This is a genomic window from Carnobacterium sp. 17-4 (assembly GCF_000195575.1).
GTDB lineage: Bacteria > Bacillota > Bacilli > Lactobacillales > Carnobacteriaceae > Carnobacterium_B.
In genome coordinates, this window is the sequence record NC_015391.1 from 34,052 (window position 1) to 59,886 (window position 25,835).

The window sequence follows — 25,835 nt, forward strand, 5'->3', positions numbered from 1 at the left end:
TGATGATGATGTTAAGAGTGCTTATCCAACTTTATATTTAACTATCGCTAAATATTATGAAGCAACGAATGATACTGAAAAGGCTAGAAAAAATATGGAATTATCACATTCATATCAAGGTAGACCGACTGACACAGGCCCCTTTTATCACGGATCAAAGGCAGATTTACAAGTTGGCGATTTGCTGACAGCGGGCAAGAAATCAAATTACGAAAAAGAACTTAAAATGAACCACATCTATTTCACAGCAAATATCAATGGTGCGGGACTTGCTGCAGCCTTATCAAAAGGTGAAGGAAACGAACGTGTTTATATCATAGAACCTACCGGTGAATTTGAAAACGACCCTAATGTAACTAACAAGAAATTTCCTGGTAACTTAACACGTTCTTATCGTTCACAAGAACCTCTGAAAATTTTGGGAGAAGTAACGGACTGGGAAAAACTGACTCATTCAGAACGGCAGGAATGGGATGAAAAACTAGCTAAGAATAATGGGGAAATTATTAACTAAAACTAATTATCATAGCAGTGCAAGGGACGGGTTATGTTAGCATTCACAGTTTGTTATCAATTTTATACACTTTAATGAAAACTAATAAAGACAGAGAGAAGCCATTGTTAAATGATGACTTATCTTCGTCTTTTTCTGCTGTTATAGATATAAATCATTTAGTATTTTAGTACAATAATGCATATATACGATATAAATATTGGGAATAATTAAAGTGAATTATGCTTGTGAACAGAGTTTTGCAAATATCATAGAAACATAATTGAGTTTAGTGATAAAATAACAGTCAGGTGTAATCATTAAGTATGATATTTTTGATTTACTATTTTAGGGGGAGAAAGAAAATGGGATTTAGTGTTAATAAATTATTATTAATCGGATCGTTAGGGCTGGTGCTAGGTGCTTGTTCTGCAGCAACCGACACGAAAGAAAGCTTAGAGAATACAACAGAAGAGGCCGTAGTAGAGACTATAGAAGCAGCTGAAGAAACTGAAGAAAGAAGTATTGTAGCCGATGAAATGACAACAACCTTCTATCCGGAAGTAACTAGATTAAGACATCTTACCGAAGAAGACCTTGAGTGGTACGATATTATTATAACAAGATTAAATGCTATAGATGATTTCTCAGGTGATCGGGAGACTGTATACGAGATAGCTGAAGAATATGGAGAAGATCCTGAAGAGCTGTGGCTTGATTGGTTAGAGATTTGGGATGCAAAATGGCACGGTGACAATGGGAACTATGCTATTTTGTCAGAAGCTAATGATAAACTGATGACTGAAATTCTTGAAAAAAACATCGTAGGGGAAAAGATAGAACAAACTAGTGGTGGATATGAGTTATACCAGGAAAATTTAACTACTTCTGTACATCATAAGCTAGATGTAGATGGAGAACCTTACGAAGTTGCTTACGTAATTGAACACAGAGATGATTATAAAATTGCGGAAATAATTGAGTTTAGTGTTAATGGAGAAAAAATAGACTTATAGATAGAGTATGTTTAATTACAATCCTTGTAACTATTTTGATGCATCAAGAAGAACCGTATCATAAATAGGTGAATAAGCTGAAATTTGGGCAAAATGGTGCTTGCGTAGTATGATGAAGTTACGAATAAATATTATGAGGAGTGTTAGGATGACGGAATATAAATTACCAAAAGTGTGGCAATGGGAAGAAGAGAATTCAAAAAAAGGTGGCAATCGTCCAACAGCAGGGAGTCGTTTTGAACAAAAATTACCAGTTGGAGAGGCTCCGTTCCAACTTTATTCATTAGGTACACCGAATGGCATTAAAGTCACGATCATGTTCGAAGAGCTAAAAGAATTGGGTGTAGAAGGCGCAGATTATGATTTGTATACTATCAATATTGGCGAAGGCGACCAATTTGGTTCAGATTTTGTTGAAATCAATCCTAATTCTAAAATTCCAGCCCTTGTTGACCAAAGTCAAAGTCCTCGATTGAATATTTTTGAATCAGGTTCCATTCTTCTTTACTTAGCGGAGAAATTTAACCAACTGATTCCGAAAGATATTCACGGTCGGACTGAAACCCTTAATTGGTTATTCTGGCAAATGGGAGCAGGTCCTTATGTTGGTGGAGGATTTGGCCACTTTTTCGCTTATGCTCCAGAGCCTATGGAATACCCGATTGATCGCTTCACGATGGAAACGAAACGTCAGTTAGATTTACTTGATAAAACCTTAGCAAACCGACCTTATATAGCTGGTGATACCTATACTATCGCAGATATTGCTATATGGTCTTGGTACGGCCGTTTAGCTTTAGGAAAATTATATGAAGGATCATATGAATTTTTGAATCTAGATGAATACTCTCATCTTTTGGAATGGTCTCACCGTATTGCAGAACGTCCAGGCGTTCAAAAAGGTCTGGCAGCAGAGTCTCAATCAATTAAAGAATAGTTTGTAAAAGTATGGTAGAGAAATTTTCCACTTCACATCAATTGAACTACAAGTAAGAAAAATAGGGACAAAATGACATTAAAGAAGAGGGCATAAAATAATAAAACATTTCAATAGATAAAGGAAATTTGTATCATATTTTATTACTTTAGGGTTTTAACAATCTATTTTGATTAAAAAGAAATAAACAATCAGCACTGTATTATAATAAATAAGACAATAATAAATTATCACCAATACTAGGATTCTCTATAAACACCTTGCAAAAATAACTTATTATAGGTAGATTTAAGTTACACTTGAGATATTTAATAGATAAAAATGTTTATGATAGAAGGGCTTGTATTGAGAAAAAAAGCACTAAAGATTCAGTTAACGAGTTGGATTTTCCTATTAACTGCAACTGCAGGATTTATGAACGTTGTAACAATTATTTTATTTTCAGCTACTAGCTCCCATCATACGGGGAGTTTATCAAACAGTATGATTCATTTAGTAAAAGGGGATTTTGAGGATTTTATTCGTTTGATAATCGTTATACTAGCTTTTTTCTTAGGAACGATGTTGAGTGGGTTCCTATTTCCAGAACAGATTTTTAAATTGAAACGTCGGTATGGTTATATTCAACTCTTATCCGGTTTAGCGATTTTAGCGGGAAGCATTATGCTTAAGAATCCTTGGTGGTATTTGCTAGAGACAACCCTGATTTTAGGTCTGCAAAATGGTATGTTTGTCTATTATAAAGGGATGATTGTTCGTACGACACATATGTCTGGAAACCTAACTGATGCTGGTTTGGCTTTAGGTAGAAGTTTAGCAGGACGAAAATCCGAGTTATGGAAGGCCCGTTTCCAACTACTGAATCTCAGCTTCTTTCTATTAGGTAGCATAGTTGGTGCCGGCTTATTGCTATATACTAGCGTTAATATTTGGCTTGTAGCAAGTAGCTTATACCTCTTTCTTGGTCTCTTATATTTCTCATTGTATCATCACGTTAATTATATAAAATCAACCCATGATGAATTTGAAATAAACGGAAAACACTTATTTGATTATTTAAAATAGACTTAGATTGGATTGGATTGTCTACACTAAACTGTACAAAATTTATATGGCCTACGATCTGAAGTTAAATGGACTCTTGTAGCCCATCCAAACAAAGAACCCCTCGCATTTTACTGTGAGGGGTTCTTTGTTTATTATAGAGTCACAACTGTTTAATAGTGTAGTGCTTTTAATTCTTCTATTGTAACGTCTTGATCAACATAGCCATCAACCATAAAGCCACTTAAATTTGAAAATTCTTTATAAAAGATATCGTAAGCTGTCAGATCAGAATTGAAATTATCTTCATTTAATTTTAGGATAAGTTCCTTCGTTTTAGCCTGAGTATCGCTGTCAAGTTCCCAGTTATCAGGTCTAAGACGGCCCACTTCATCGTATTCAGGCTTGTTGCCATAAATCATTTCTCTATAAATGCGGTCTTGATGCATAATTGGTGTTTCATGTGTGCCTTTATCTGCCATTACTTTGTAAAGCCCGATGCAATAAACAGGGAAAAAAGGAATAACTGAACTTGCTTTAGTCGTAACTGCAGTAGCGACTACAATCTGAGCTTTACCGTTTATGTCAGCTAGTAACTCATTAATATTGTTTGTCTTTTCATCACAATCTGCTTTAGCCAGGCCAAGAGTACCCCCACCATAATAAGAATGGTTAAGCTCTGTTCCTAAATAAGAATAATTAGTCGTTAAAACGCCATCAGCTAATACATCTGCTTCTTTTAGTGCTTTCATCCATAGTTCCCAGTCTTCTCCACCCATTACCTTTACAGTATTAGCGATTTCCTGTTCAGTTGCGGGTTCCAGAGTTTCATTATAGTAAGTCTGTTGTTGCATATTAATATTAGGTCCAACCACGGGCTCCCCAATGGCTTTAATGGAAGAAGTGTAAGTCTCTCCAGTATCAGGATCTGTTCTTCTACCGCTTGCCAGACTGTAAACGACTAAGTCTACTTTGCCCCCAAATTCACTTTTTATATAATCGATGACTTCTTGCTTGCTTTCATGGCTGAAGGCATCTTGAACAAAGTTTTTAGCAATTAGATCTTCTTTTTCAGCTGCTTCTCGAAAAGCAATATTATTATACCAGCCAGCTGTACCTAGATTCTTTTCGTTCTTTGGTCCCTTTTCATAAGAAACGCCAATTGTATCTGCTCCAGCACCGAAAGCTAGGCTGATTCGGGTAGCTAAACCATAGCTTGATGACGCACCAATGATCAATACCTTTTTTGGACCTTTATAACTTTCTTTGTTTTTCACATATTCGATTTGATTCAATACTTCCTGTTTGCACCCAAGTGGATTTATACCTAAGGCTACATTTCCACGTATATTTTGTTTGAATTCCATCATAATTAATTTTCCCCCATTAAATCGTTATAAGAATATAATATCAGAAAAAGCTTCTTATGAGAAATTACTTATGAAAATTTCATATCAAAGTTACGTATCTATACTCACCAATCAATTAGGTAGAATGGAATGCTTGTATAGTGTTACAAAATAAAAAAGATTTGGTAGTAAGGTATTGATTATGGTAACTACTAGATAAATGTGAGTTTCTGGTATAATTAATAGTATATTAAACATCACATTTAAAATACGGATACTAAGATTCAAAGTGAGGAGACAGATTTATGAACATTAATCTTGTAAAAGCATTTTCTGATAATTATATTTGGATTATTGAAGAAGGTACAGAGGCAATAGTCGTCGATCCAGGAGAAGCTGAAAAAGTATTGGACTACTTAGAGGAAAAGCAGCTACTGTTAAACTCTATCCTTTTAACTCATAATCACGATGATCATATCGGAGGAGTTCAGCAAATTTCAGCAAAATACCCAGATGCCTCAATTTATGGCCCAAAAGAAACGGGGGATATAGCTGACCATATCGTAGTGGACGGAGACTCCTTTAATTTGTTAGGTCAAAATTTTCAAGTATTAAAAACGGGCGGACACACCCAAGGACATATTAGTTTCTTAATGGGGAATGCTCTCTTTTGCGGGGATGCCTTATTCTCAGCAGGCTGCGGTCGAGTTTTTACAAAAGATTATCAAGCCCAATATGATGCCTTACAGAAATTCAAACAATTAGAAGATGAGGTACAAGTATATGCTGCTCATGAATATACGCAAACCAATTTGCGTTTTGCACATTCTATGCAGCCATCGAATGCAGCTATTTCTGAAGCCTTAAATCAAGTCAATGAAATGCGTTCAAAAGGAAAACCAACTTTACCCACAACGATTGGTAGGGAGAAAAAAATCAATCTATTTCTGCAAGCAGAGAAGATGGAGGACTTTAAAGAGTTGCGTAATGCTCGTGATGAGTTTTAGAAATTCATTCAAATCCTGACACTAAGTTTTACTAAATTAAATAAGGAGATACAAACAATTATGGATTTTGAGACAGTTATGCAGGAGCTTGAAGACTTAAGTAAGCCAAGAATGAAGAAAATATATCTATCCAATGGTGCAAAAGAGCCGCTTTTTGGTGTAACCACAGGTGAAATGAAACCTATGTCAAAGAAAATAAAAAAAAATCAACCTTTAGCGGAAGAGCTTTATGCTACAGATAATTATGATGCTATGTATTTTGCAGGTGTCATTTCGAACCCCAAAGTTATGACGGAGTCTGATTTTGATCGCTGGATGGATGCAGCTTATTTCTATATGTTGTCTGATTTTGTCGTAGCTGTAACATTATCTGAATCAGATATTGCACAAGAAGTTGCCGATAAATGGATCGCAAGTGGTCAAGAATTGAGAATGTCTGCGGGCTGGAGTTGTTATTGTTGGCTTTTAGGAAATCGTTCAGACAATGAATTTTCTGAAAATAAGATTTCTGACATGCTTGAACATGTGAAAAATAAGATTCATGATTCTCCGGAACGAACGAAAGCATCCATGAATAATTTTCTATCTACTGTAGGGATTTCATTTTCACCTTTATATGAAAAAGCAATTGAGACAGCAATCGAAGTAGGTACAGTAGAAGTCAAGCGTGAAAACAAAAAAAACAGTACCTTAAATGCTTATGAGAGTATTCAAAAACAAGTAGAAAAAGGCAAGATTGGCTTTAAACGTAAATATGTAAGGTGTTAAGATCAGCTTCGCATAGGAGGGGTTTAAGGTATGGGAATGCAAGAGCATAAGTATATTGAAACGAATGGAATTAAGCTACATGTTGTTCAACAAGGTCCTGAAGATGGGCAGTTAGTAATTTTACTGCATGGGTTTCCCGAATTTTGGTATGGTTGGAGTAATCAGATGTCTGAATTGGCAAATAAAGGATTTAGAGTATGGGCGCCAGATCAAAGAGGCTACAATCTTAGCGATAAACCTAAAAAAGTAAGTGAGTATCGAATGGATCATTTAGCTGCAGACATTGCTGGTCTGATCAAAGCTTCCGGCAAAGAAAAAGTGATTTTAGTAGGTCATGACTGGGGTGGAATAGTGGCTTGGAGAGTAGCAAGAGAATATCCTGAGTTACTAAATAAGTTGATTATTCTTAACGCTCCACACGAACTGGCTATGAGTAACCAACTCTTGACACACCCGTTACAAATCCTGAAAAGTTCGTATATTGCTTTCTTTCAATTAAGAGGATTACCGGAAAAATTATTTGGCATGTCTAATTGGAAAGTTGTGGAGAAGGCATTAGTGTCTAGCAGCCGAAAAGGAACATTCAATGAAGAAGACTTACAAAAATATCGGACCGCGTGGTCTCAACCAGGTGCTATGCGTTCGATGATCAATTGGTACCGTGCTTTGGTATCCAACTATACTAGTTCGGATATTCCATCTCGAGTTATTGTGCCAACGTTCTTGATTTGGGGAGCTAAAGATCAATTTTTAGGTTCTGAATTAGCCAGTAAAAGTCTTGAATTCTGCGAAAATGGTCGCGGAGTACTACTTGGGGAAGCTACTCACTGGGTACACCATGAAGAACCTGAACGTGTAAATAAACTGATTGGTGAATTTATTATGGAATAACGATGTTGTCATCCGATTTAGAGTAACTACAAATAAATAATATCTTAATCGAGGTACACAAAAAAACAGCTTATCCTTTATAAAGGATAAGCTGTTTTTTTAATAATGATCAGTTTATTTTTTTACTTCGCCAAGTGGCATAATTGTTTTTCCATAAAGTTCGTTTAAAACTTGTGCCATTGCAGCATAAATTGCTGAGAATCCACAAATAATTCCTTCATAACCGGCAATTGTTAAAATAAGTGCAGAGCCTGTAAAATGACCTAAAGATAATAAAAGAAATAGAAGTGCTAATGATCCAAAAACAACTTGTAAAGCTTTGCTGATTCTAAGTGTTCCAATAAACATAGCAAATGTAAAGATAGCCCACATGAATAAGTAAGCTGCCATAGACTGACTAGAAGGAGCTTCGCCTAGACCCATAATAGGTAAAATATTTATTGCAATCAATGATAGCCAAAAGAATCCATATGATGTAAATGCTGTAGCGCCAAAAGTATTATCCTTTTTCCATTCCATAATTCCTGCAATAACTTGTGCAAATCCGCCATAAAAAATACCCATTGCAAAAATCATTGAATCCATTGGGAAAAATCCAGCGTTATGAAGATTTAATAACACAGTAGTCATTCCGAAACCCAGTAGCCCAAGTGGAGCAGGGTTTGAAGTTATTTCCTTAAAGGTAACTGTTTTACCTAATTTATCTTTATCCATGTTGTAAATCTCCTCTAAATATAATAGTCGCAAAAATTCGCGCGATTCTTATTATACAGAAGGCGGTCTATACAAGTCAAATAAAAGTCTGAATTAAATATTCTGAAGCTATTAATCGTATTTTTATGCAAAAAAATGAAAAATTGAATAGAAATATACAAATAATCATTATTAATATTAAAACACATGTTATAATTCATAGTGCTTTTGAAGAAAATAGGAAAAATTGAGAATCTCTCAGTTTAGTTAAAAGGGGAAAAGGAATTATGATAAAAGATACAGCTTTCTATACAATTAATGTTAATAGTTTGAAAAAAGAGGTAGAAATGGAAGTTTCTGGAACGTTTACTCCAGAAAAAGCAGGAGCATTTATTGAAGAGTATACAAACAAAGTAAATACAATCAATGCAGCTGATTTTACTTTACGTTTAGATTGCAGATCTTTAGATGTTGTTACTCAACAACAAATTCCAGAATTAGAAAAATGCTACGCATTATATCATGAATCTGGTTTTAAAAAAGTTGTTTTTGAAATCCATAATAATAGTATCGTTAAAATGCAACTGAATCGTCTTGCCCGTAAAGCTGGACTTACAAACGTTGAAATTAGTGAAGTATAAAAAAAGCATCCTTAACAGGATGTTTTTTTATATCATTACACATGTAATAAAGGAGAGTTAATAAATAATGACAACGATAAAGATTAGAGATATAGCAATGTATCATCCTGAGAACAAAGTAGATAATGAGTATTACATTAAACATTTTAAAGAAATAAAGGGTGAAGATTACACAGAATTTATCACAGATGTACTTGGAAGGCAGTCACGTTATATTATTGATAATGAAAATGAAAATTCTGTAACCATGGCAATTGAAGCTTCTAAAAGAGTATTAAAGAAGTCAGGTATAAGGGCTGACGAATTAGATATGATCATTTTTTCTTCACAAGTCCCAGAATATACTTTTCCGTCCAATGCTGTATTGGTTCATAAAGGGCTAGATGCAGGCACAAAAACAGGAGTATTTGATATGAATGCTAACTGCACGGGTATGACAATAGCACTAGATCAAGCATCTAGATATTTAATGTCTAATCCGTATATGAATAGAATTCTACTTGTAGGTTCGGATTACACATCTTTAATTGCAGATCCTAAAGATAGTTTAACTTATCCAAATTTTGGAGACGCTGCATGTGCTGTTATACTAGAGAAATCAGATGAAGATAATGGATTTATTGATTCTATCTATTATACAGATACATGGATTGTTGATAAGGTAACCTTTCCTAGAAATGGGTTGTCTAAGAAATTAAAAGGACAAGACGATAGCAATTACCTTCAATGGTTGCCATTTGACGGAGCAGCTGCTTTACCAAAAGCATATAACATTATTGATGAAATGTTAGAGAGAAACCACATGAAGATTGAAGATATTGATGTTTATTGTTTATCACAATTTTCTCTTTCTTTTCTTGATGCATTCCAAGAAAAGTATCAAATGGATAAAGAAAAATTAATGTATGCAGGTGATAAATTTGGATACACAGGAACAACTAGTCCATTGATTGCTTTCCATGAAGGGATTCAAAACGGATCTATTAAACGTGGTGATACAATTCTATTTTGGACAGTAGGTGTAGGCTATAATTTAATTGCTGTACTTTTTACTTATTAATAGATGAAGATATCGAAATATACCAAAAAGGTAATTTACACTTTGCCTTTTTGTATATTTCAGTTCTTTTTATATTATTTCTTTTTGTTTAGTAACTTCTGATTCAAATTAAGCAACAAAAATCATACATAGCACATACTTATCTTAATAGTTTTTTCAGATATTTCTCCTAAGGAAGTTGTCCCAGTAACTAGAATTATCCACTTATTCCTTAGTCGTTTAAGGTTTGTCGAATAGCACTACAGTAAAAAACTTTTTTAAGATACTATCAGTTGAAAAAGTGACATATTAAGATATTGTAGTAATCCCACTTTTAAACCATATTATATCAAGTACCAAAAAGCAGATTTAAAACAACTTTTTTGTATATTATAAAGATTCATGCTCTTTTGGCTAATTAATGTAGAGAGAACTCTTAAACTTATATTATAGCTAAGCAGCTCTTCTGGATGATGTTAGATAAAATTTCAAATAAAATTCAAAACTATATTTTGCCAGGCAAAAAAACCCCTGAAAATTAGATTTTTAGGGGATGACCTATTTTGAAATACGTCTTTTTTATATTAAACTTATTTTGTATAGTTGTCGAAGTAACCTTGAATAAAAACGATAGGTGTTCCTTTATCTCCGCTACCAGAGGTTAAATCAGATAACGAACCGATTAAGTCTGTTAATCTACGTGGAGTAGTACCTTGAGCTTCCATCGTGCCAACTAGATCTTCCTTTTTATTCAGGATGTATTCAGAAATAGATTGTTTTAGATCTTCTCCACGAAGATGAGAGAAGTTATTGTCGGCTAAATATTTTAATTTCACTTCGTTTGGAGTGCCTTTAAGTCCTATGGTGTATGCAGGCGAAACAACTGGATCTGCAAGTTCCCAAATTTTACCAACTGGATCTTTGAATGCCCCGTCGCCATATACCATGACTTCAATTGTTTTACCTGTTAATTCTTTTAATTTGGCTTGAATACCATCAACAATTGGCTGGCAATTATTTGGAAAGAGTTTCAAGGTATCTTCTGTTGCTTTATTTGATCCAAGCAGGCCATAAGTTTCATTAAATCCGCTGCCGTTGATTGACGTTGTTAAAATATCGTCAAGGCCGTATACTGTTTCAGCACCATTAGTTGATAAAATACGTTTAGTTCTAAAACGTGAATGTATATCACTCGCCAGGATATGTTTAGTATACGTTAAAATAGTTTTGGGATTGTTTGAGAAAATGACTTCGCAAGTTGCGCCTTCAGCTTCAATCAACTCTCGATAGTAATCGATATAATCGATCCCAGTAAAGCGGTGTTTTTTATAACCGAAATGCTCACGAAAGTCAGCTTCAGTTAAAACATCTGTCCATGGATTCACACCTTTGACATCCAGTTCATCGATTTCAACAAGTTGATTCCCTACTTCATCAGAAGGGTAACTCAACATTAAGACGATATCTTTTGCACCTTTTGCAATACCGCGTAAGATATTTGCAAAGCGATTACGACTTAATATTGGAAAAATGACGCCGATTGTTTCATCGCCGAATTTTGCTTTGATATCTTCAGCAATATCATCAATTGATGCATAGTTTCCTTGTGCGCGTGCCACAATTGACTCGGTTATAGTAACTATATCCCGATTTTCAAAAGAAAATTCTTCATTCTTAGCTGCATTTAATACAGTCTCCACTACAATTTGTTCAATATCGTCGCCGTTATTGATGATTGGACCGCGAAGGCCGCGTACTACTGTTCCTACTGTGTTTTCCAATATGATCTCTCCTAATATATTGCTTTATAAAAATAGGCATAAATATTTACACACTATACACTTATTATACCTTTCTGAATGGCTAGAAGTAAAATAGAATAATATTTTAGATGAATATAGCGTGTTATTGAAAAAGCGTACTCTTTTAATTATTCAATTTTTTGATTTAGTGTAGTTGTAGCGATAGATAGTAGAAGATTAAGACAAAAGGAAAGGCGGGATTAAAATGGACATTTATTCTATTGGACATTCAACGCATAGCAGTGAGGAATTTATTGATTTACTTAAAACCTATAAGATAGAGACATTGGTTGATATTCGTTCTTATCCAGGCAGCAAACATATGCCGCAGTTTAATAAAGGAAATATTGAAAATTGGGTGCCCAATCATGGTATTCGCTACCTGCATATGCCTGAACTAGGCGGCAGAAGAAAGAAAAACTGTGAAATAGATGAATCATTGATTGATGGATGGAGAAACACATCCTTTCGCAATTATGCTGCATATAGTTTAACAGAAGACTATGAAAATGGAATCAACGACTTAATGGCAATCGAAGGTAAAGAACGGGTTTGTTATATGTGTTCTGAAAGTGTTCCTTGGAGGTGCCACCGGTTGATTGTTTCAAATACCTTGGCATTAAAAGGAGTAACTGTTCACCACATTATGACGGAGAAAAAAATAATTTTGCATGAGATCGGAATGTACGGGGCAAAAGCTGTCATTGAAGGTTCAACAATCATTTATCCTAAGCAGCAAGCAGACACAGAACAACCTGCTGAATAATGCTGGGACTTTTGTAGGAATAGGTTAAAAAGATGCCGCTGATTTTTTAATTAATATCTCTTCGTTATCCGTCTCTGTAGCCCTTCTTCACCAAAATCGTGATAGATCTTCACCCAATCACGGACCTGGATTCTATTTTTAATGCCATGTTTTTCAGCTATATAGGTATATCCGCCAAGCCCTTTGACGTACTCCTTCACAACCATCCATTTAAATTCAAAGCTATACTTAGCCATAAAAAAACTGACCTCCAAACGTTAGATTTTTGGTCTAACATTTGGGGGTCAGTATAACAGAATGTTTTTTTATATCATTTACTTATTTATTTTAAAGAATCATTTTTTTTCGGTTGATCAATGTAGGAAGAACCCTTAATCCGATGTTATAACTAAGTAATTCTTCAGAGTCGTTCATATCTATTCCACAAAAATCTATAATTTTATTGATACGATAACGCATAGTTTTTGGGTGAATAAAAAGCCTTTCTGCACTCTTTGTTAAGTTTTGATTGTAATCAAGATAGGAATGTAATGTTTCGACTAGTTCTGGTTCTTTATAGTATAGTAATAGTAATTTAGAAGGTATAAGTTCTTCTAATTTAGAAGAATCAGTTATTTCGGAAAGAAATCGATAAAAGCCTAAATCTTGATAATTCATAATAAAGGAAGACGATTTAAAAATTCCAGCCTGTTGAATAATCTTAAGTGATTGAATAGAATAAGTATGAAAATCATCAATAGTTGTTTCATGACTAATACCAACACGATAAATATAGGGCTGAGCTTCCATTTTATTTAAAATCAAAAGAAAATCTTTTTGAAAGTTTTGTTTAAATTCTTCATCTGTCTCGTGATTTGTATTCATAATAAGAATGATGCGATTTGAACGTATGCGATAAACAAGGTGTTGCCAATGTGTTTGACACATGTTAACAAACCTTTTATTTTGTTGTTTATCAATCATAGGTTCTTTTGTACTTACCCAAGGATGTTCTAAGTTTTTGACAAACTGAATAACGACAATTCTGTATTTTTTGTTGGAATAAAGGTTTAATATTTCAGCTGCTTCATACATGTCTTCTTTAGTTGAAAATTTATTAGTCATTAAATCGTCTATAATATCATTACGGAAATTTTGTTGTACTTCTGATATAGCAAATTGCTTTATAAGTTCCATTTGAAAAAAACTTACAGCATTTTCAATTGCCATGAAGTCGAAATCGCTCAACTTTTTTTCTATTTCACTAATAGCCAAATAATAAAAATCGTTGCCAATATTAGGAATTTTTACAATTAGCTGAGTAAATAGTTGCTGTGGTTCTGTTTCAATGCTGACTAACTGCCGATCATAAGTGTAGTTCATATAAAGCTCTTTTTTTATTGGAATACTATTAAGAACGGTAAGATTGCTATATTTTTTTTGAGTGAAAAAAACAGGCTTTTTATTATAGTTCAATAAGGATATTGGACAGTGAATAAGTTCTTCTAAGACCACCATAATATCCAATAATGAAGGTTGATCTAAAGCAATACGCGAAAATTTGTGATGTATTTCATGATAATAATCCAATAAGCGTACTTTCTCATTAAAAAGTACTTGCATTACATCTATAATAATAGTGCTATATGGTGTATGTCCAGGTATTTGAATAAGAGGTAGGTCATATTGTTCGCAAGCATTAATTATGATTTCTGGAATATTTTCGATAAAGCGGTCTTTTTTGATAATCAGACCACTAGTTTGGTGATGAGCTAATTGTGCAATAAAGGTATTTAAATTGTCTGGCGTTGCATGTTGCAAACTATAAAAACTTGAAAGAAGTACTTGTCCTGGAGTCAACCATTTATCTACATCAGGCGCCTCCATAACCATTATATTGCTAATAGTTTTATTTAACCCTTTTTTACCACTAATTAATACTGCTTCTCCAAAAGAAGAAAGCGTTAACATATCGTTTATAGTAAATGCCATAGATTGAACCTCCCAAGAAGTCAGTATACTTTAGTTAATAAATTTAACATAACACATCCTTAAGAGATAAAAAAGGTAAGTCTTATCCCTAAAGGATAAAAAAAACAATAAATTTATCCATAGAAGAGAATGTATGCGCTACCATAAGTAGTTATACTGTAAGTATAGGAAATTAATGGAGGAGGAGAGCAGATGGAACAAACAAATAAAGAAATAATACCTAAACGATACCAACCCACAGTATAGGTATGTTGAGTTCTATTTTGGCTCCTTATGTCACAGGATGGATAACTGACACTGTTGGATCTATGCAAATTGGTTTCTATTTATCTGCAGGGTTATTACTCGTAGGAATGATCATCTTTAGCTTTACTAAGGAAAATGAGGTGGAAGCTTTCTCATAAGTTAATACACCAAAAAAAGAGCCATTCACTTGAATAGGAATTTAGGTGGATGCTCTTATTTTATATTACAGAAGTTGCTAAAACTGTAACTTTCCAACCGTAGTTAATAATAGTGAGATAGCCATGTTTGAAAAGGATTGAAGAAAAAAATGTTATAGATGTAACTTATGATTAACTGATGAGTAAAGAATTAAACTATAATGAAAATAATCACAGAAACTGTTTAGTTTATAAAAGATAGTGTGAAAGAAACTTAAGAAAGAAGGGAGAAAAATGAATAAGTTACGAACGTCAAATTTAACCATTCAAATTATGGTTATGACTATATTGGGAATTGTCTGTGGAGCTCTATTCGGACAATACCTAGGGTTTTTAGATGTGTTGGGTAAAATATTCTTACGGTTAATCCAAATGTCAATCGTGGTATTGATTATGGGACAAATTATTGAAGCTGTTGGAAATTTAAATCCTAGAGGTTTAGGGAAAATTGGGGTAAAGACATTTAGTTTATTCATTTTCTCATCTTTAATGGCAGCAGTTATTGGAGTAACAGCTGGAGTTGTATTTAGCCCCGGATCAAGAGTAGATATAACTTTACTTAATGTTTCAGGAGAAGCTATTGAAACAACAGCAACAGGATCAATACCAGAATTAATTTTAGGTTTTTTCCCCACAAATATTTTTAGTTCAATGACAGAAGGATCAATAGTTCAAGTGATTGTCTTTTCATTAATTTTTGGTATCGCTTTAAGTTTTGTAAGAGTAGAACAAAAAGAAAACACTATACTAGAATGGATAAAACAAATTAATGCTATTATCTTAAAAATGATTGGATTGATTATGAAAATAGCACCAATTGGTATATTCGCAATTATCGCTTCTACTATTAGCAAAATGGGACTCAGTGTTATTCTCCCTATGGGCAAATATCTTATTGTGTATGGTTTTGCTACTATACTCTATTTATTAATCTGGTTTATTGCTACTTCACTCTACCTTAAAGTTTCCATTATACAGTTAACAAAAAACATGTTTCAAATGTCCTTAATGGCATTAACAACAACTTCATCAGCGATTACATTGCCTACAGCATTGCATGACTCAAAAGAAAAATTAGGTATTAGTGATCGTATAGCCAAATTGGTTCTACCTTTAGGTATGTCGCTTAATAGTAATGGTTCGTCTATGCATATGGCGATTACGATTGTAACAATAGCACAAATTTATGGAGTGACATATGGAATGAATGACTATGTTTATATAGTTATCCTTTCTACAATGGCTTCCTTAGCAAATGCGGTTGTTCCTGGTGCAGGTCTTGTTTCATTATCCATTGTAATTCCAAGTATGGGACTGCCTATTGAAAGCATCGCCTTATTTGCGGGAGTAGATTGGTTTGTCGGAATGCTAAGAACAATTTTGAATGTAGATTCAGATACGACAACGGCATTAATTATTGCAAAAAGTGAAAATGAATTGGATTATGACATCTTTAATCGCTAGGTATGGATGATTTATAAAAAAATTAGCCAAATAATGTAAAGAATTAAAAAATAATAGTAGTACAGAAAAGGGGAGCACACATGAAAAACAAAATGATAAAAAATTTATGGTTCTTATTGCTTGGTATTTTTTCTTTCTCTATCCCTACCATTGTTTATGCTGCAGGCATCGAAACCACTAATGTTCCATCTGGTTGGATGGCGATCATGACCTTGATTCCTTTAATAGTTGTTTTAACATTGCTATTTTTAAAAGTGGATATGATCATCGCAGGATTAGTTGGTGGAGTTATTGCAATGATACTTGGTGGTATTGGGTTAGCCGAAGCCAATACCAAAGTGTTAGAAGCTATTCCTACAATGTTAAGCATTACCGTTCCTATTATCAATTCAGCTATTGCAATGGCTGTGTTTAAGTCAGGCGGTTATACAGCTGCACTTACATTAGCCAGCAGAGTCACTAAAGGAAAAGTAGAATATGTTTCTGGTTTTATTGTCATACTATTAGCAGCTGCTACCTATATGTCTGGTATTGGTGGAGGAAGTGCTATGGTTATTGCTCCTTTAGCATTTGCAGCTGTAGGGGTTGTTCCTGAATTAATTGCAGGGATGTCTTTAGCAGCAGCTGTTTCCTTTACAACATCACCTGCTTCACTTGAATCAAGTATTACCTCTGAACTAGGTGGTTTTGAAGTTGCTGAATACGTAGCCACCATGCGTCCATACTGGATCTTATTTGTTGTCTTGGCAGTGTTATTAGCGTTCTTTGGAACAAAGAGAAGGCATATTGGTTTTAAAGAAGATGCATCCAATGAATATACAAATATGAGCAATGGAGAACTGTTTAAATATACGTTACCAGCTATTTTCTTATTGTTTGCTGTTATTTTTGGACCTTTAGTCAATAACTTAGTTGGTGTAGCTATATTCACACCAATCGTTTATATGTTCGTTACGTTAGGTTTGATCTTTGTTTGTACGAAGTTCAAATTAAATGAAACGGTAGCGGCTATGGTAGATGGCTCTAGTTACATCTTAACACGACTATTCCAAGTAGGGATTTTTCTAGGATTTATCAACATTATTGCTGAAACAGGTACTTTTGGAGTGATTGTGGGAGTTGCTAACTTAGCGCCAACTTTTCTAGTTGTTCCTGTAGCTGTTTTAACAGGTATTTTGATTGGAATTCCAGCGGGAGCTTATGTAGGTTCAGTTTTGGCGTTAGTGCTTCCAGTAGGCATTTCATTGGGATTCTCGCCTTTAGCTTTAGGTCTAGTTACGATGGGAGTAGGTATGGGAAGCCAAATGAGTTTTGTAAATATTACTATGCAAGCTTTATCATCCGGATTCCAAGTTCCTATTTTAGATGTCGTAAAAGGAAATGTGAAATGGATTAGCATGGCTTCTATCTTATTGCTAATTATATCATTAGTATTTGCTTAAACTTTATAAGAGAGGGTGTAAAAGAATGGATATTTTATTAAAACAAGTTCGATTGAATGATGGAGAAGAATTAAAAGATGTTGGTATCAAAGGTGGAAAGATTGTAGCAATTGAGAAAGAGATTTCTGAACAAGCCAAACAAGTTATTGAAGCGCAAGGACGAGTATTAGTACCCGGATTTGTAGAAAGCCATATTCATTTAGATAAAGCTTTGATTGCAAACCGTAAACCCAACAAATCAGGTACCTTACAAGAAGCCATTAAAGTAACAGCTGATTTGAAACCAACATTTTCAAAAGAAGATATTTATGAACGTGCAAAACAAGCTTTAGAAATGATCATTCCAAGAGGCGTAACGGCTATACGAACACATTCTGAATTTGATCCAGCACAAGGATTTACTGGATTTGAAACTATTTTGAAATTAAAAGAAGAATACAAGCATTTAGTTGATATACAAGTGGTTGCTTTTCCGCAAGAAGGAATTTTTAAAGCACCTGGAACGGATAAGATGATGTATGAGGCCATGGAAATGGGAGCAGATGTCGTAGGCGGTATTCCTTACAATGATGCACCGGCAAATGAACACATCGATTTAATTTTTGAAATTGCTAAAAAGTACAATAAGCCTATTGATTTGCATCAAGATTTTAGTGATGAGGCAGACAATATTTCGATTGAATATTTATGTCGTAAAACGATTGAAGAAGGGTATCAAGGAAGAGTAGCTGTAGGACATTTGACGGCACTTCATGCATTACCAAAAGAAAAACTTGATCCCATTATTCAATTAATAGTCGAAGCTCAAATCAGCGTAATGGCTTTACCAGCAACTGATTTACACTTAGGAGCACGTAATGACACTTATAATGTGAGACGAGCTGTAACACCTATACGTAAATTAAGGGATGCAGGAGTTAATATGTGTATAGCAACCAATAATATTCGGAATGCCTTCACCCCATATGGAAATGGAGATATTTTGCAAACAGCAATGTTAGCTATCCCTGTGGCTCATTTAGGTGGAGCAGATGATTTACACACGGTGTTGCCTATGATTACGGATAATCCTGCAAAAGCAATAGGGTTAAAAAATTATGGGATCAAGGTAGGAAATAACGCAGATGTAGTTTTATTAGATACGCTCATCAAAGAGAATGCGATTATTGATATTCCTGAAAGACTTTATGTTATAAAAAATGGAAAAGTTACTGTTGAAAATCATAAAGAAACAGTTGTGTATCGTTAAAATTAGAGGGATTTATGTTTCATCATAGAGGAATACGTTATTATTTGAATTTGACGTAATAATAAATAGCTAAATAAAGAATGGAGGTAAAATAAAAATGATTTATACAAAAATAAAAGAAAACAGTTACCAAGACTCTATCAACTTAATGTTATTAACAAATGCCGTTAGTACAATAGATGGAGTTGAAAAAACTCAAGTTATGATGGGAACAGATGCTAATAAAGACATATTGAAAGAAGCAGGACTTTATAATGAAGAAGTTCAAAAAGCGCAGCCTAGTGACATGGTTGTAGCAGTTGATTCTGAAAATGAAGAAGTTCTTGCAACAGTTATGGAAGAAGTAGAAAGTTTTTTGAGTGATTTATCAGTAAAAAAAGAGAGCAGTCAAGTAAAGGATGTGCGTAACTGGAAAGAAGCACTGGAAGTGCAAACCGATGCGAATATTGCGCTTATTTCTGTACCTGGTATTTACGCCTCTGATGAAATTGAAAAGGCTCTGGACAATAATCTGCATGTGTTTGTATTTAGTGACAATGTATCAAAAGCAGATGAAGTTCGTTTAAAGAAAAAAGCGCATGAAAAAGGATTATTGGTAATGGGTCCTGACTGTGGGACAGGGATCATTTCTAATATACCTATGGCCTTTACGAATGTTGTGAAATCAGGAAATATTGGTATTGTAGGTGCTTCTGGAACTGGAATTCAAGAAGTAACAACTATCATTGATCGTCTAGGCGGGGGCGTAATTCATGCAATCGGTACTGGTGGGCGTGACCTTTCAGAAGAAGTTGGGGCGATTACAATGAAAGACGCTTTGATTGGACTAGCTGAACACGAACCTACAGATGTCATTGTGGTGATTTCTAAACCTCCTGCACCAGCTGTACGTGATGAAGTGGTTCAATTGTTGCACGATTTGCCTAAGCCGGTAGTTGCTATTTTTGTAGGTGAGAATCCTGACCACCACGAAGGAGATGTCTATTTAGCCCATACATTGGAAGAAGCTGCTTATATGGCAGTTGATTTGGCTAATGGAAAAGAAGTTAAAGGCCAGTACAGAGAAAAACCAAGATATGAAGGAAACGAAAAGGTTGATACTTCTAAAACAGTTAAAGGGCTTTATTCTGGAGGAACATTGGCTTCAGAAGCTGCAATGTTGATATCTGAAGCACTGGAATTAGGAGGTCTAATCAAAGAAGAAGGCTATGTTTTAAAAGCCAAAGGTTTTGAAGTTATGGATTTAGGAGACGATATCTATACACAAGGAAAACCTCATCCCATGATTGATCCAGAAGTTCGCAAAAATAAGATTCTTGAATATGCGGCTGATAAAAGTACCGGCATCATCTTATTAGATGTGGTTCTTGGCTATGGCTCACATCCTGATATGGCGAAAGCCTTAGAACCAGTGATCAAAGAAGCTCTTGAAAAAGCTAAAGCTGAAAACCGTGAACTGTATTTTATTGGAACAGTTTGTGGAACCAAACAAGATCCACAAGATTATGATCAAACAAAACGTACATTAGAAGAGGCGGGCGTATTGGTTGAAGAGAGTAATGCAAAAGCTGTTCGTCTAGCTTTGCATTTGATGGGCAAAGATATAACCGATGAAGCTAAGGTAATTCAACCTTACACTGACGAAAAACAGGTATTACCAAAAGCAAGCGAAGCAATCACAACTTTGCTAAATAGCAAACCATCAGTAATTAACATCGGTGTAGAAAGCTTCAGCGAAGTTGTACGGGAACATGGTGGAGAAGCTGTTCAATACAATTGGAAACCAGTGGCAGGCGGAAATCGTAAAATGATTAAAATATTGAAAAAATTAAGCCAACTTGATGATTTAAATGAACAAAATGAACGTGTTATCGGTCGATTTAGAGATGCACAGCCATTTCTAGTAGATGTGGTACCAGCTCATACTGTTATTCCAGAACTGAAAGAAAAAGTGTTATTACATGCTGGACCGCCTATCTCTTATGACGAAATGACAGGACCGATGCAAGGATCTTGTATAGGAGCTATCCTATACGAAGGATGGGCAGAAACTGAAGAAGAAGCGAGTACAATGCTTAAACAGGGCGAGTTTACCTTTATTCCATGCCATCACGTCAATGCAGTAGGACCAATGGGTGGAATTACTTCAATGAGTATGCCAGTCTTAGTTGTTGAAAATCGATTGGGTGGGAACACAGCGTACTGTATTTTAAATGAAGGCATTGGAAAAGTATTACGTTTTGGTGCTTACTCGCAAGAGGTGGTTGACCGCCTAACATGGATACAACATACACTTGGTCCTGTCTTAGGAAAAGCGTTACGCAAATTAGATGGTGGATTGAACGTGAATGTCTTGATTGCTAAAGCAATTACAATGGGAGACGAGTTCCACCAACGAAATATAGCCGCTAGTTTATTATTTTTAAAAGAAATGTCTCCAACTATTTTGTCATTGGATGATGTTCACAATGATACAAAATTAGAAGTTATTCAATTTTTAGCAAATACGGATCAGTTTTTCTTGAATATTATGATGGCAACTGGGAAAGCAATTGTTGATGGTGCTCGACAAGAAAAAGAAGGTTCCATTGTTACAACAATGACACGTAATGGTAAAGATTTTGGGATCCGTATCAGTTCATTAGGAGATCAATGGTTTACAGCTCCTGTAAATACACCTAAAGGTCTTTATTTCACAGGATTTAGTGAAGAAGATGGAAATCCAGATATTGGAGATAGTGCTATTACGGAAACTATTGGAGTTGGTGGTATGGCAATGATTGCGGCACCAGGAGTTACGCGTTTTGTTGGAGCAGGAGGATTTGAAGATGCTTTAAAAGTAAGTAATGAAATGAGCGAAATTTGTGTAGCTCATAATCCTAATTACAGCATTCCAACATGGGACTTTCAGGGTGCATGTCTAGGAATCGATATTCTAAAAGTTGTTGAAACGGGAATTACACCAATTATCAATACTGGTATTGCACACAAAAAAGCTGGCCTTGGACAAGTCGGAGCTGGCACCGTACGCGCTCCACTGGCATGTTTTGAGAAGGCTTTGGAAGCTTACGCAGAATCTTTAGGAATTAAGATAGAGGAAGCATAATGATACGCAATCAAAGAGAGACAAAGAGTAACTTTTTGTCTTTCTTATTACAAGAGCCTCTACAATTGGGTAAAGTGCATACAATTTTTGGCAATAGCCTTAACATAAAATTTCCTGTTGGTTTAGTACATATTGGACAAACAGGAATGGTATTATCGCCGTTTGGTTGTTTAATCGAACCAAAAGATTTTCAACGAATACGTGCTTTAAGTCAACCAGGAGATATAGTAAGGTTTAAACAAGGGCAACTACTTTTATATACACAAGATGAGGTTATTAAAATTGCGTTGAACCAATTTGAGGTAATAGACCTTACTATACCCAAAATAGGACTCTCTGCCCAAGACTTAAAAGGAAATTTAGTGTATCACTTGCTAGAAGAAGCATTTTTTTCCTTATCTATAGAGACAGGTCTACCGTTAAATGAGACTATAAAAGAAGGTCTTCAATCATTGTCTGAACCTCATATGAAAGATAAAAAATTGACAGATGAAAAAATCATTCGTTTACTGATTGGTAGAGGGATTGGATTGACTCCAAGTGGGGATGACATTTTAATCGGATATACATTTGCTAGGTTACTTTTTCAAAAAGCAAATAGCTGGCAGTTAAGGTTATCAGGTGCTTTACAAGAAATAAAAACGACAGCCATTAGCGAAGCCTATTTTAATGCATTACTTCATAGCAGTATAAATGAGAATTTTTTACATTTAGCTCAATTATTTTATGAACAGGATCGAAAAAAAATAAGTAATGAACTTCAAAAGTTGAAACAATTTGGGCACACATCTGGAACGGACACATTATATGGATTTGCTTTAGGGTTACGATACATCCAAAAAGAATGGGAGGATAGAAGGTGTTGAAGTTTAAGAGGATAAATAGTATCGAAAAATAAAAGATATAGTTAAACAAAATCGAAATAAACACATTCAGAATTTGACTGTGTTTATTTCAGATATATATTGTACTAAATAGTAGCTGATTATTAAGAAACTAAGATAGTCAAATTTTTGCTGTTTTTTGTTTATCATGTTTTTCCTAAAGGAGAACCCCAATGACCGAACCAAAAATGTGCTTCACATGTTAACATTTAATAAGCAGACAATAAAACAGAAATCACACTGTTTATACTGCTACATATTTACTTACTTTCAATACTGCCTTCTAGTGTTCATAGCGATAGCTAATGCTGCAAAGCTTTAGCCAATGGTTGTAACACTTATTACTGAGATATAGTTAAAACTAAAGTCTTTGTTTGTTGATATATGGGTTCAAATTAGTTAACTTATAGGACTACAAGGCATGCTATAAAAGAGAAGAGCTCATTGCTCTGTATTTCTCAATATCAAAAAAATATAGAGCTAATTAATTTGGGTTATCATCTTTATCTCCGTATAATAAGGATAGGATTATACGAGAGGGGAAAAGAATATGAATCAAGGAAAAAAGAGTTATACAGCTTATATATCATCTGTCATTATTTGTGTACTCTTTACGATATGGGGAGCAATACCTAGCAGCTTACTTGGGCAGTACTCTATGAAACGTGTTGCAGGGGTATTGCAAAACGTTATTTCGAAACAGTTTGGATGGCTGTATGTTCTGTTAATGGTAGTGATTTTGGTAGCCGTTGTATATTTGCTGTTTTCTAAATATGGAGATATCAAGCTTGGTCGCAAGGATGATGAACCGGAATTTAGTTATTTTTCTTGGGTAGCGATGCTGTTTAGTGCGGGAATGGGAATTGGATTGATATTCTGGGGAGTAGCAGAACCTGTCATGCATTTATATGATCCAGCAATTCCTTCTTCTGATATGTTAGAAAATGCTAGAGAAGCTATGACGTATACCTTTTTTCATTGGGGCTTGCAGCCTTGGGCTTTATATGCATTCATTGGACTAATCATTGCATATACAACTTTCAGAAAAGACAAACCTGCTGTCATTAGCGAGAGTGTTACACCTTTGTTTGCAAAAAAGTATAGAGGAACTGTCAGCACAATTGTGGATACGATCGCTATTATTGCAACCGTATTTGGAGTGGCAACTTCGTTAGGCTTAGGAGCTCAGCAAATTACAGGAGGACTTAGTTTTTCAATCAGCTGGATACCGAATACATTTATTACTCAGTTGGTTGTTATAATAATTGTAACAGTTCTTTACTTAATTAGCGCTACTACAGGTTTAGATAAAGGGGTGAAAATTTTAAGTAATATGAATATTTCATTAGCAATTTTCTTGATGCTTGCAGTTCTCTTTATTGGACCTACAGCTTATCTTTTAGATTTATTCGTGCAAAGTGTTGGTAACTATTTTCAAAAACTTCCTGAACTGAGTTTCCGCTTGGGAGCCTTCAGTTCAGAAAATAGGGAATGGATCGATGAATGGACAATCTTTTACTGGTCATGGTGGATTTCATGGGCACCTTATGTATCTTCTTTTATTGCTCGAATTTCAAAAGGAAGAACAATTCGGGAGTTTGTCGGAGGAGTGCTCATCGTTCCAACAGCATTTACGTTTCTCTGGTTTTCTGTATTTGGCGGGAGTGGGATTTGGCAAGCATTGTTCAATAACAACAACCTAATACAAACTATTACAGAAAAAGGAACAGAAATAGGACTGTTTGCGCTGCTAGAGAGTTATGGAGGTATTGGAAAAGTAATAACTGGAATTGCAATTTTACTAATTTCAACTTTTTTTATTACTTCTGCCGACTCTGCTACTTATGTATTGGCCATGTTCAGTACAAATGGTAACCTAACTCCGCATGCACGCGTTAAATTTATCTGGGGAATCATTATGTCAAGTATAGCTGCAATCCTACTTTATGCAGGTGGACTAGAATCTTTGCAGGCTGTTGCTGTACTTGGTTCATTTCCATTTTTATTCGTTATAATTCTAATGGGTATCAATTTTTTTAAGTCACTAAGCGCAGAAAAACATTGAAAATTTCACATCAAAAAGAAGACTATTATTTTTTACAGTTAGATTGAGAAACATTCTTTTGATTTGGTGTAGTAACTTAATTATAGAGGATGTTTCTATTTTTTAGCTTGTTAATGATACTCTGTATAAAATTCCAAAGGGGAATATTAAATGAATTTAAAAGAACAAATCAGCCATTATGTACCTTATAATATTCAAGAAGCTAAAGAACAAGAAGTAATCCTAAAATACATGAGTATGTTTGAAAACATGCTAACACGTGAAAATGAATTTGCACATTTTACAGCTTCAGCTTGGATCGTTAATCCTAAGCACACAAAAGTCTTAATGGCGTATCATAATATCTATCAATCATGGTCTTGGGTCGGTGGACATGCAGATGGCAATGCAAATTTATTAGAAGTGGCTTTGAAAGAGACAACAGAAGAAACCGGTTTGATGAATATTAGCCCTTTATCAAATACGATCTATTCGTTAGAAATTCTAGGTGTTCCGAGCCACATGAAAAAAGGGGCCCCTATCGCAACACATCTGCACTTAAATGTAACCTATTTGATTGAAGCAAATGAAAACGAACAAACAGTGGTAAATGAGGATGAAAATAGTGCAATAAAATGGATGAAACTAGAGGAAGCTGTTGAAGCCTGTACTGAACCAGAGATGAAAATCATTTACGAAAAATTGAATGATAAATTAAAAAACTATAAATAAAAAACTGAGTTACGATTTCTTCTATTTATTAATAATAGAGAGAAATGTTACTCA

Annotated in this window: 22 protein-coding genes and 1 pseudogene; 18 read left to right on the plus strand and 5 right to left on the minus strand. The window is 34.7% G+C overall.

Annotated features, from left to right (window positions below):
- Positions 1-94: 94 nt before the first annotated feature.
- From arr to CAR_RS00185, 4 genes are all read left to right on the plus strand, one after another.
- Entirely contained in the window at positions 95-514 is a 420-nt protein-coding gene (arr, locus tag CAR_RS13440) for an NAD(+)--rifampin ADP-ribosyltransferase (RefSeq protein WP_443101008.1), read from the plus strand.
- A gap of 344 nt (positions 515-858) precedes the next feature.
- Positions 859-1,509, plus strand: coding sequence for a hypothetical protein (locus tag CAR_RS00175; RefSeq protein ID WP_013709728.1), 651 nt, complete (start codon positions 859-861; stop codon positions 1,507-1,509).
- 148 nt (positions 1,510-1,657) lie between these two features.
- Complete coding sequence (gene yghU, locus CAR_RS00180) at positions 1,658-2,446, plus strand: glutathione-dependent disulfide-bond oxidoreductase (protein ID WP_013709729.1); 789 nt, start codon at positions 1,658-1,660, stop codon at positions 2,444-2,446.
- A 345-nt stretch (positions 2,447-2,791) separates the two neighbouring features.
- Positions 2,792-3,511 carry a YoaK family protein gene (locus CAR_RS00185; protein WP_148229372.1) on the plus strand — a complete coding sequence of 240 codons (720 nt, stop codon included), beginning with the start codon at positions 2,792-2,794 and terminating at the stop codon, positions 3,509-3,511.
- Positions 3,512-3,663: 152 nt separating this feature from the next.
- Here the strand turns inward: CAR_RS00185 and fabV are convergent, their stop codons facing one another.
- Complete coding sequence (gene fabV, locus CAR_RS00190) at positions 3,664-4,857, minus strand: enoyl-ACP reductase FabV (protein WP_013709731.1); 1,194 nt, start codon at positions 4,855-4,857, stop codon at positions 3,664-3,666.
- 287 nt (positions 4,858-5,144) lie between these two features.
- Here fabV and gloB point away from each other — a divergent pair, with 287 nt between their 5' ends.
- The 3 genes from gloB to CAR_RS00205 are packed head-to-tail and all read left to right on the plus strand — an operon-like array spanning position 5,145 to position 7,505.
- A complete protein-coding gene (gene gloB, locus CAR_RS00195) occupies positions 5,145-5,846 on the plus strand; it encodes a hydroxyacylglutathione hydrolase (RefSeq protein ID WP_013709732.1) in 702 nt (233 codons plus the stop codon).
- Positions 5,847-5,906: 60 nt separating this feature from the next.
- The gene (locus CAR_RS00200; protein ID WP_013709733.1) at positions 5,907-6,614 is read left to right on the plus strand and encodes a DNA alkylation repair protein; all 708 of its coding nucleotides are present in this window, start codon (positions 5,907-5,909) and stop codon (positions 6,612-6,614) included.
- Between the two features lie 30 nt (positions 6,615-6,644).
- A complete protein-coding gene (locus CAR_RS00205) occupies positions 6,645-7,505 on the plus strand; it encodes an alpha/beta fold hydrolase (protein ID WP_013709734.1) in 861 nt (286 codons plus the stop codon).
- A gap of 114 nt (positions 7,506-7,619) precedes the next feature.
- On the opposite strand, the gene CAR_RS00210 is transcribed toward CAR_RS00205, so the two are convergent.
- Complete coding sequence (locus CAR_RS00210) at positions 7,620-8,219, minus strand: acetate uptake transporter (RefSeq protein ID WP_013709735.1); 600 nt, start codon at positions 8,217-8,219, stop codon at positions 7,620-7,622.
- A 266-nt stretch (positions 8,220-8,485) separates the two neighbouring features.
- Here CAR_RS00210 and CAR_RS00215 point away from each other — a divergent pair, with 266 nt between their 5' ends.
- Both CAR_RS00215 and CAR_RS00220 read left to right on the plus strand, forming a co-directional pair.
- The gene (locus tag CAR_RS00215; RefSeq protein ID WP_013709736.1) at positions 8,486-8,839 is read left to right on the plus strand and encodes a hypothetical protein; all 354 of its coding nucleotides are present in this window, start codon (positions 8,486-8,488) and stop codon (positions 8,837-8,839) included.
- A gap of 67 nt (positions 8,840-8,906) precedes the next feature.
- Positions 8,907-9,899 (plus strand): ketoacyl-ACP synthase III, encoded by a 993-nt coding sequence (locus CAR_RS00220; RefSeq protein ID WP_041556017.1) that lies wholly within the window; start codon positions 8,907-8,909, stop codon positions 9,897-9,899.
- Positions 9,900-10,468: 569 nt separating this feature from the next.
- Here CAR_RS00220 and CAR_RS00225 read toward each other — a convergent pair.
- Positions 10,469-11,659: a coenzyme F420-0:L-glutamate ligase gene (locus CAR_RS00225; protein WP_013709738.1), complete on the minus strand. Its 1,191-nt coding sequence runs from the start codon at positions 11,657-11,659 to the stop codon at positions 10,469-10,471.
- A gap of 226 nt (positions 11,660-11,885) precedes the next feature.
- Between CAR_RS00225 and CAR_RS00230 the strand changes: the two genes are divergently transcribed.
- Complete coding sequence (locus CAR_RS00230) at positions 11,886-12,446, plus strand: DUF488 domain-containing protein (RefSeq protein WP_013709739.1); 561 nt, start codon at positions 11,886-11,888, stop codon at positions 12,444-12,446.
- A 50-nt stretch (positions 12,447-12,496) separates the two neighbouring features.
- On the opposite strand, the gene CAR_RS00235 is transcribed toward CAR_RS00230, so the two are convergent.
- Both CAR_RS00235 and CAR_RS00240 read right to left on the minus strand, forming a co-directional pair.
- Complete coding sequence (locus tag CAR_RS00235) at positions 12,497-12,682, minus strand: helix-turn-helix domain-containing protein (RefSeq protein ID WP_041556018.1); 186 nt, start codon at positions 12,680-12,682, stop codon at positions 12,497-12,499.
- Between the two features lie 91 nt (positions 12,683-12,773).
- Complete coding sequence (locus CAR_RS00240; RefSeq protein ID WP_041556019.1) at positions 12,774-14,417, minus strand: PucR family transcriptional regulator; 1,644 nt, start codon at positions 14,415-14,417, stop codon at positions 12,774-12,776.
- Positions 14,418-14,659: 242 nt separating this feature from the next.
- Here CAR_RS00240 and CAR_RS13445 point away from each other — a divergent pair.
- The 8 genes and pseudogenes from CAR_RS13445 to CAR_RS00275 all read left to right on the plus strand — a co-directional run.
- A pseudogene (locus tag CAR_RS13445) lies at positions 14,660-14,821 on the plus strand (MFS transporter); the annotation flags it as partial.
- Positions 14,822-15,094: 273 nt separating this feature from the next.
- Complete coding sequence (locus CAR_RS00245; RefSeq protein WP_041556020.1) at positions 15,095-16,324, plus strand: dicarboxylate/amino acid:cation symporter; 1,230 nt, start codon at positions 15,095-15,097, stop codon at positions 16,322-16,324.
- A gap of 80 nt (positions 16,325-16,404) precedes the next feature.
- Complete coding sequence (locus CAR_RS00250) at positions 16,405-17,766, plus strand: hypothetical protein (RefSeq protein ID WP_013709742.1); 1,362 nt, start codon at positions 16,405-16,407, stop codon at positions 17,764-17,766.
- A gap of 25 nt (positions 17,767-17,791) precedes the next feature.
- Positions 17,792-19,015, plus strand: a complete 1,224-nt coding sequence (locus tag CAR_RS00255) for an amidohydrolase family protein (RefSeq protein ID WP_013709743.1) — start codon at positions 17,792-17,794, stop codon at positions 19,013-19,015.
- Between the two features lie 97 nt (positions 19,016-19,112).
- A complete protein-coding gene (fdrA, locus tag CAR_RS12870; protein WP_013709744.1) occupies positions 19,113-22,121 on the plus strand; it encodes a DUF1116 domain-containing protein in 3,009 nt (1,002 codons plus the stop codon).
- A complete protein-coding gene (locus CAR_RS00265) occupies positions 22,121-22,987 on the plus strand; it encodes a DUF2877 domain-containing protein (RefSeq protein ID WP_013709745.1) in 867 nt (288 codons plus the stop codon). Before fdrA ends, CAR_RS00265 begins: the two co-directional genes overlap by 1 nt.
- 568 nt (positions 22,988-23,555) lie before the next feature.
- On the plus strand, positions 23,556-25,070 hold the full coding sequence (locus CAR_RS00270; RefSeq protein WP_013709746.1) for a BCCT family transporter: 1,515 nt from the start codon (positions 23,556-23,558) through the stop codon (positions 25,068-25,070).
- Positions 25,071-25,220: 150 nt separating this feature from the next.
- Positions 25,221-25,781 carry an NUDIX hydrolase gene (locus CAR_RS00275; RefSeq protein ID WP_013709747.1) on the plus strand — a complete coding sequence of 187 codons (561 nt, stop codon included), beginning with the start codon at positions 25,221-25,223 and terminating at the stop codon, positions 25,779-25,781.
- Positions 25,782-25,835: the final 54 nt, after the last annotated feature.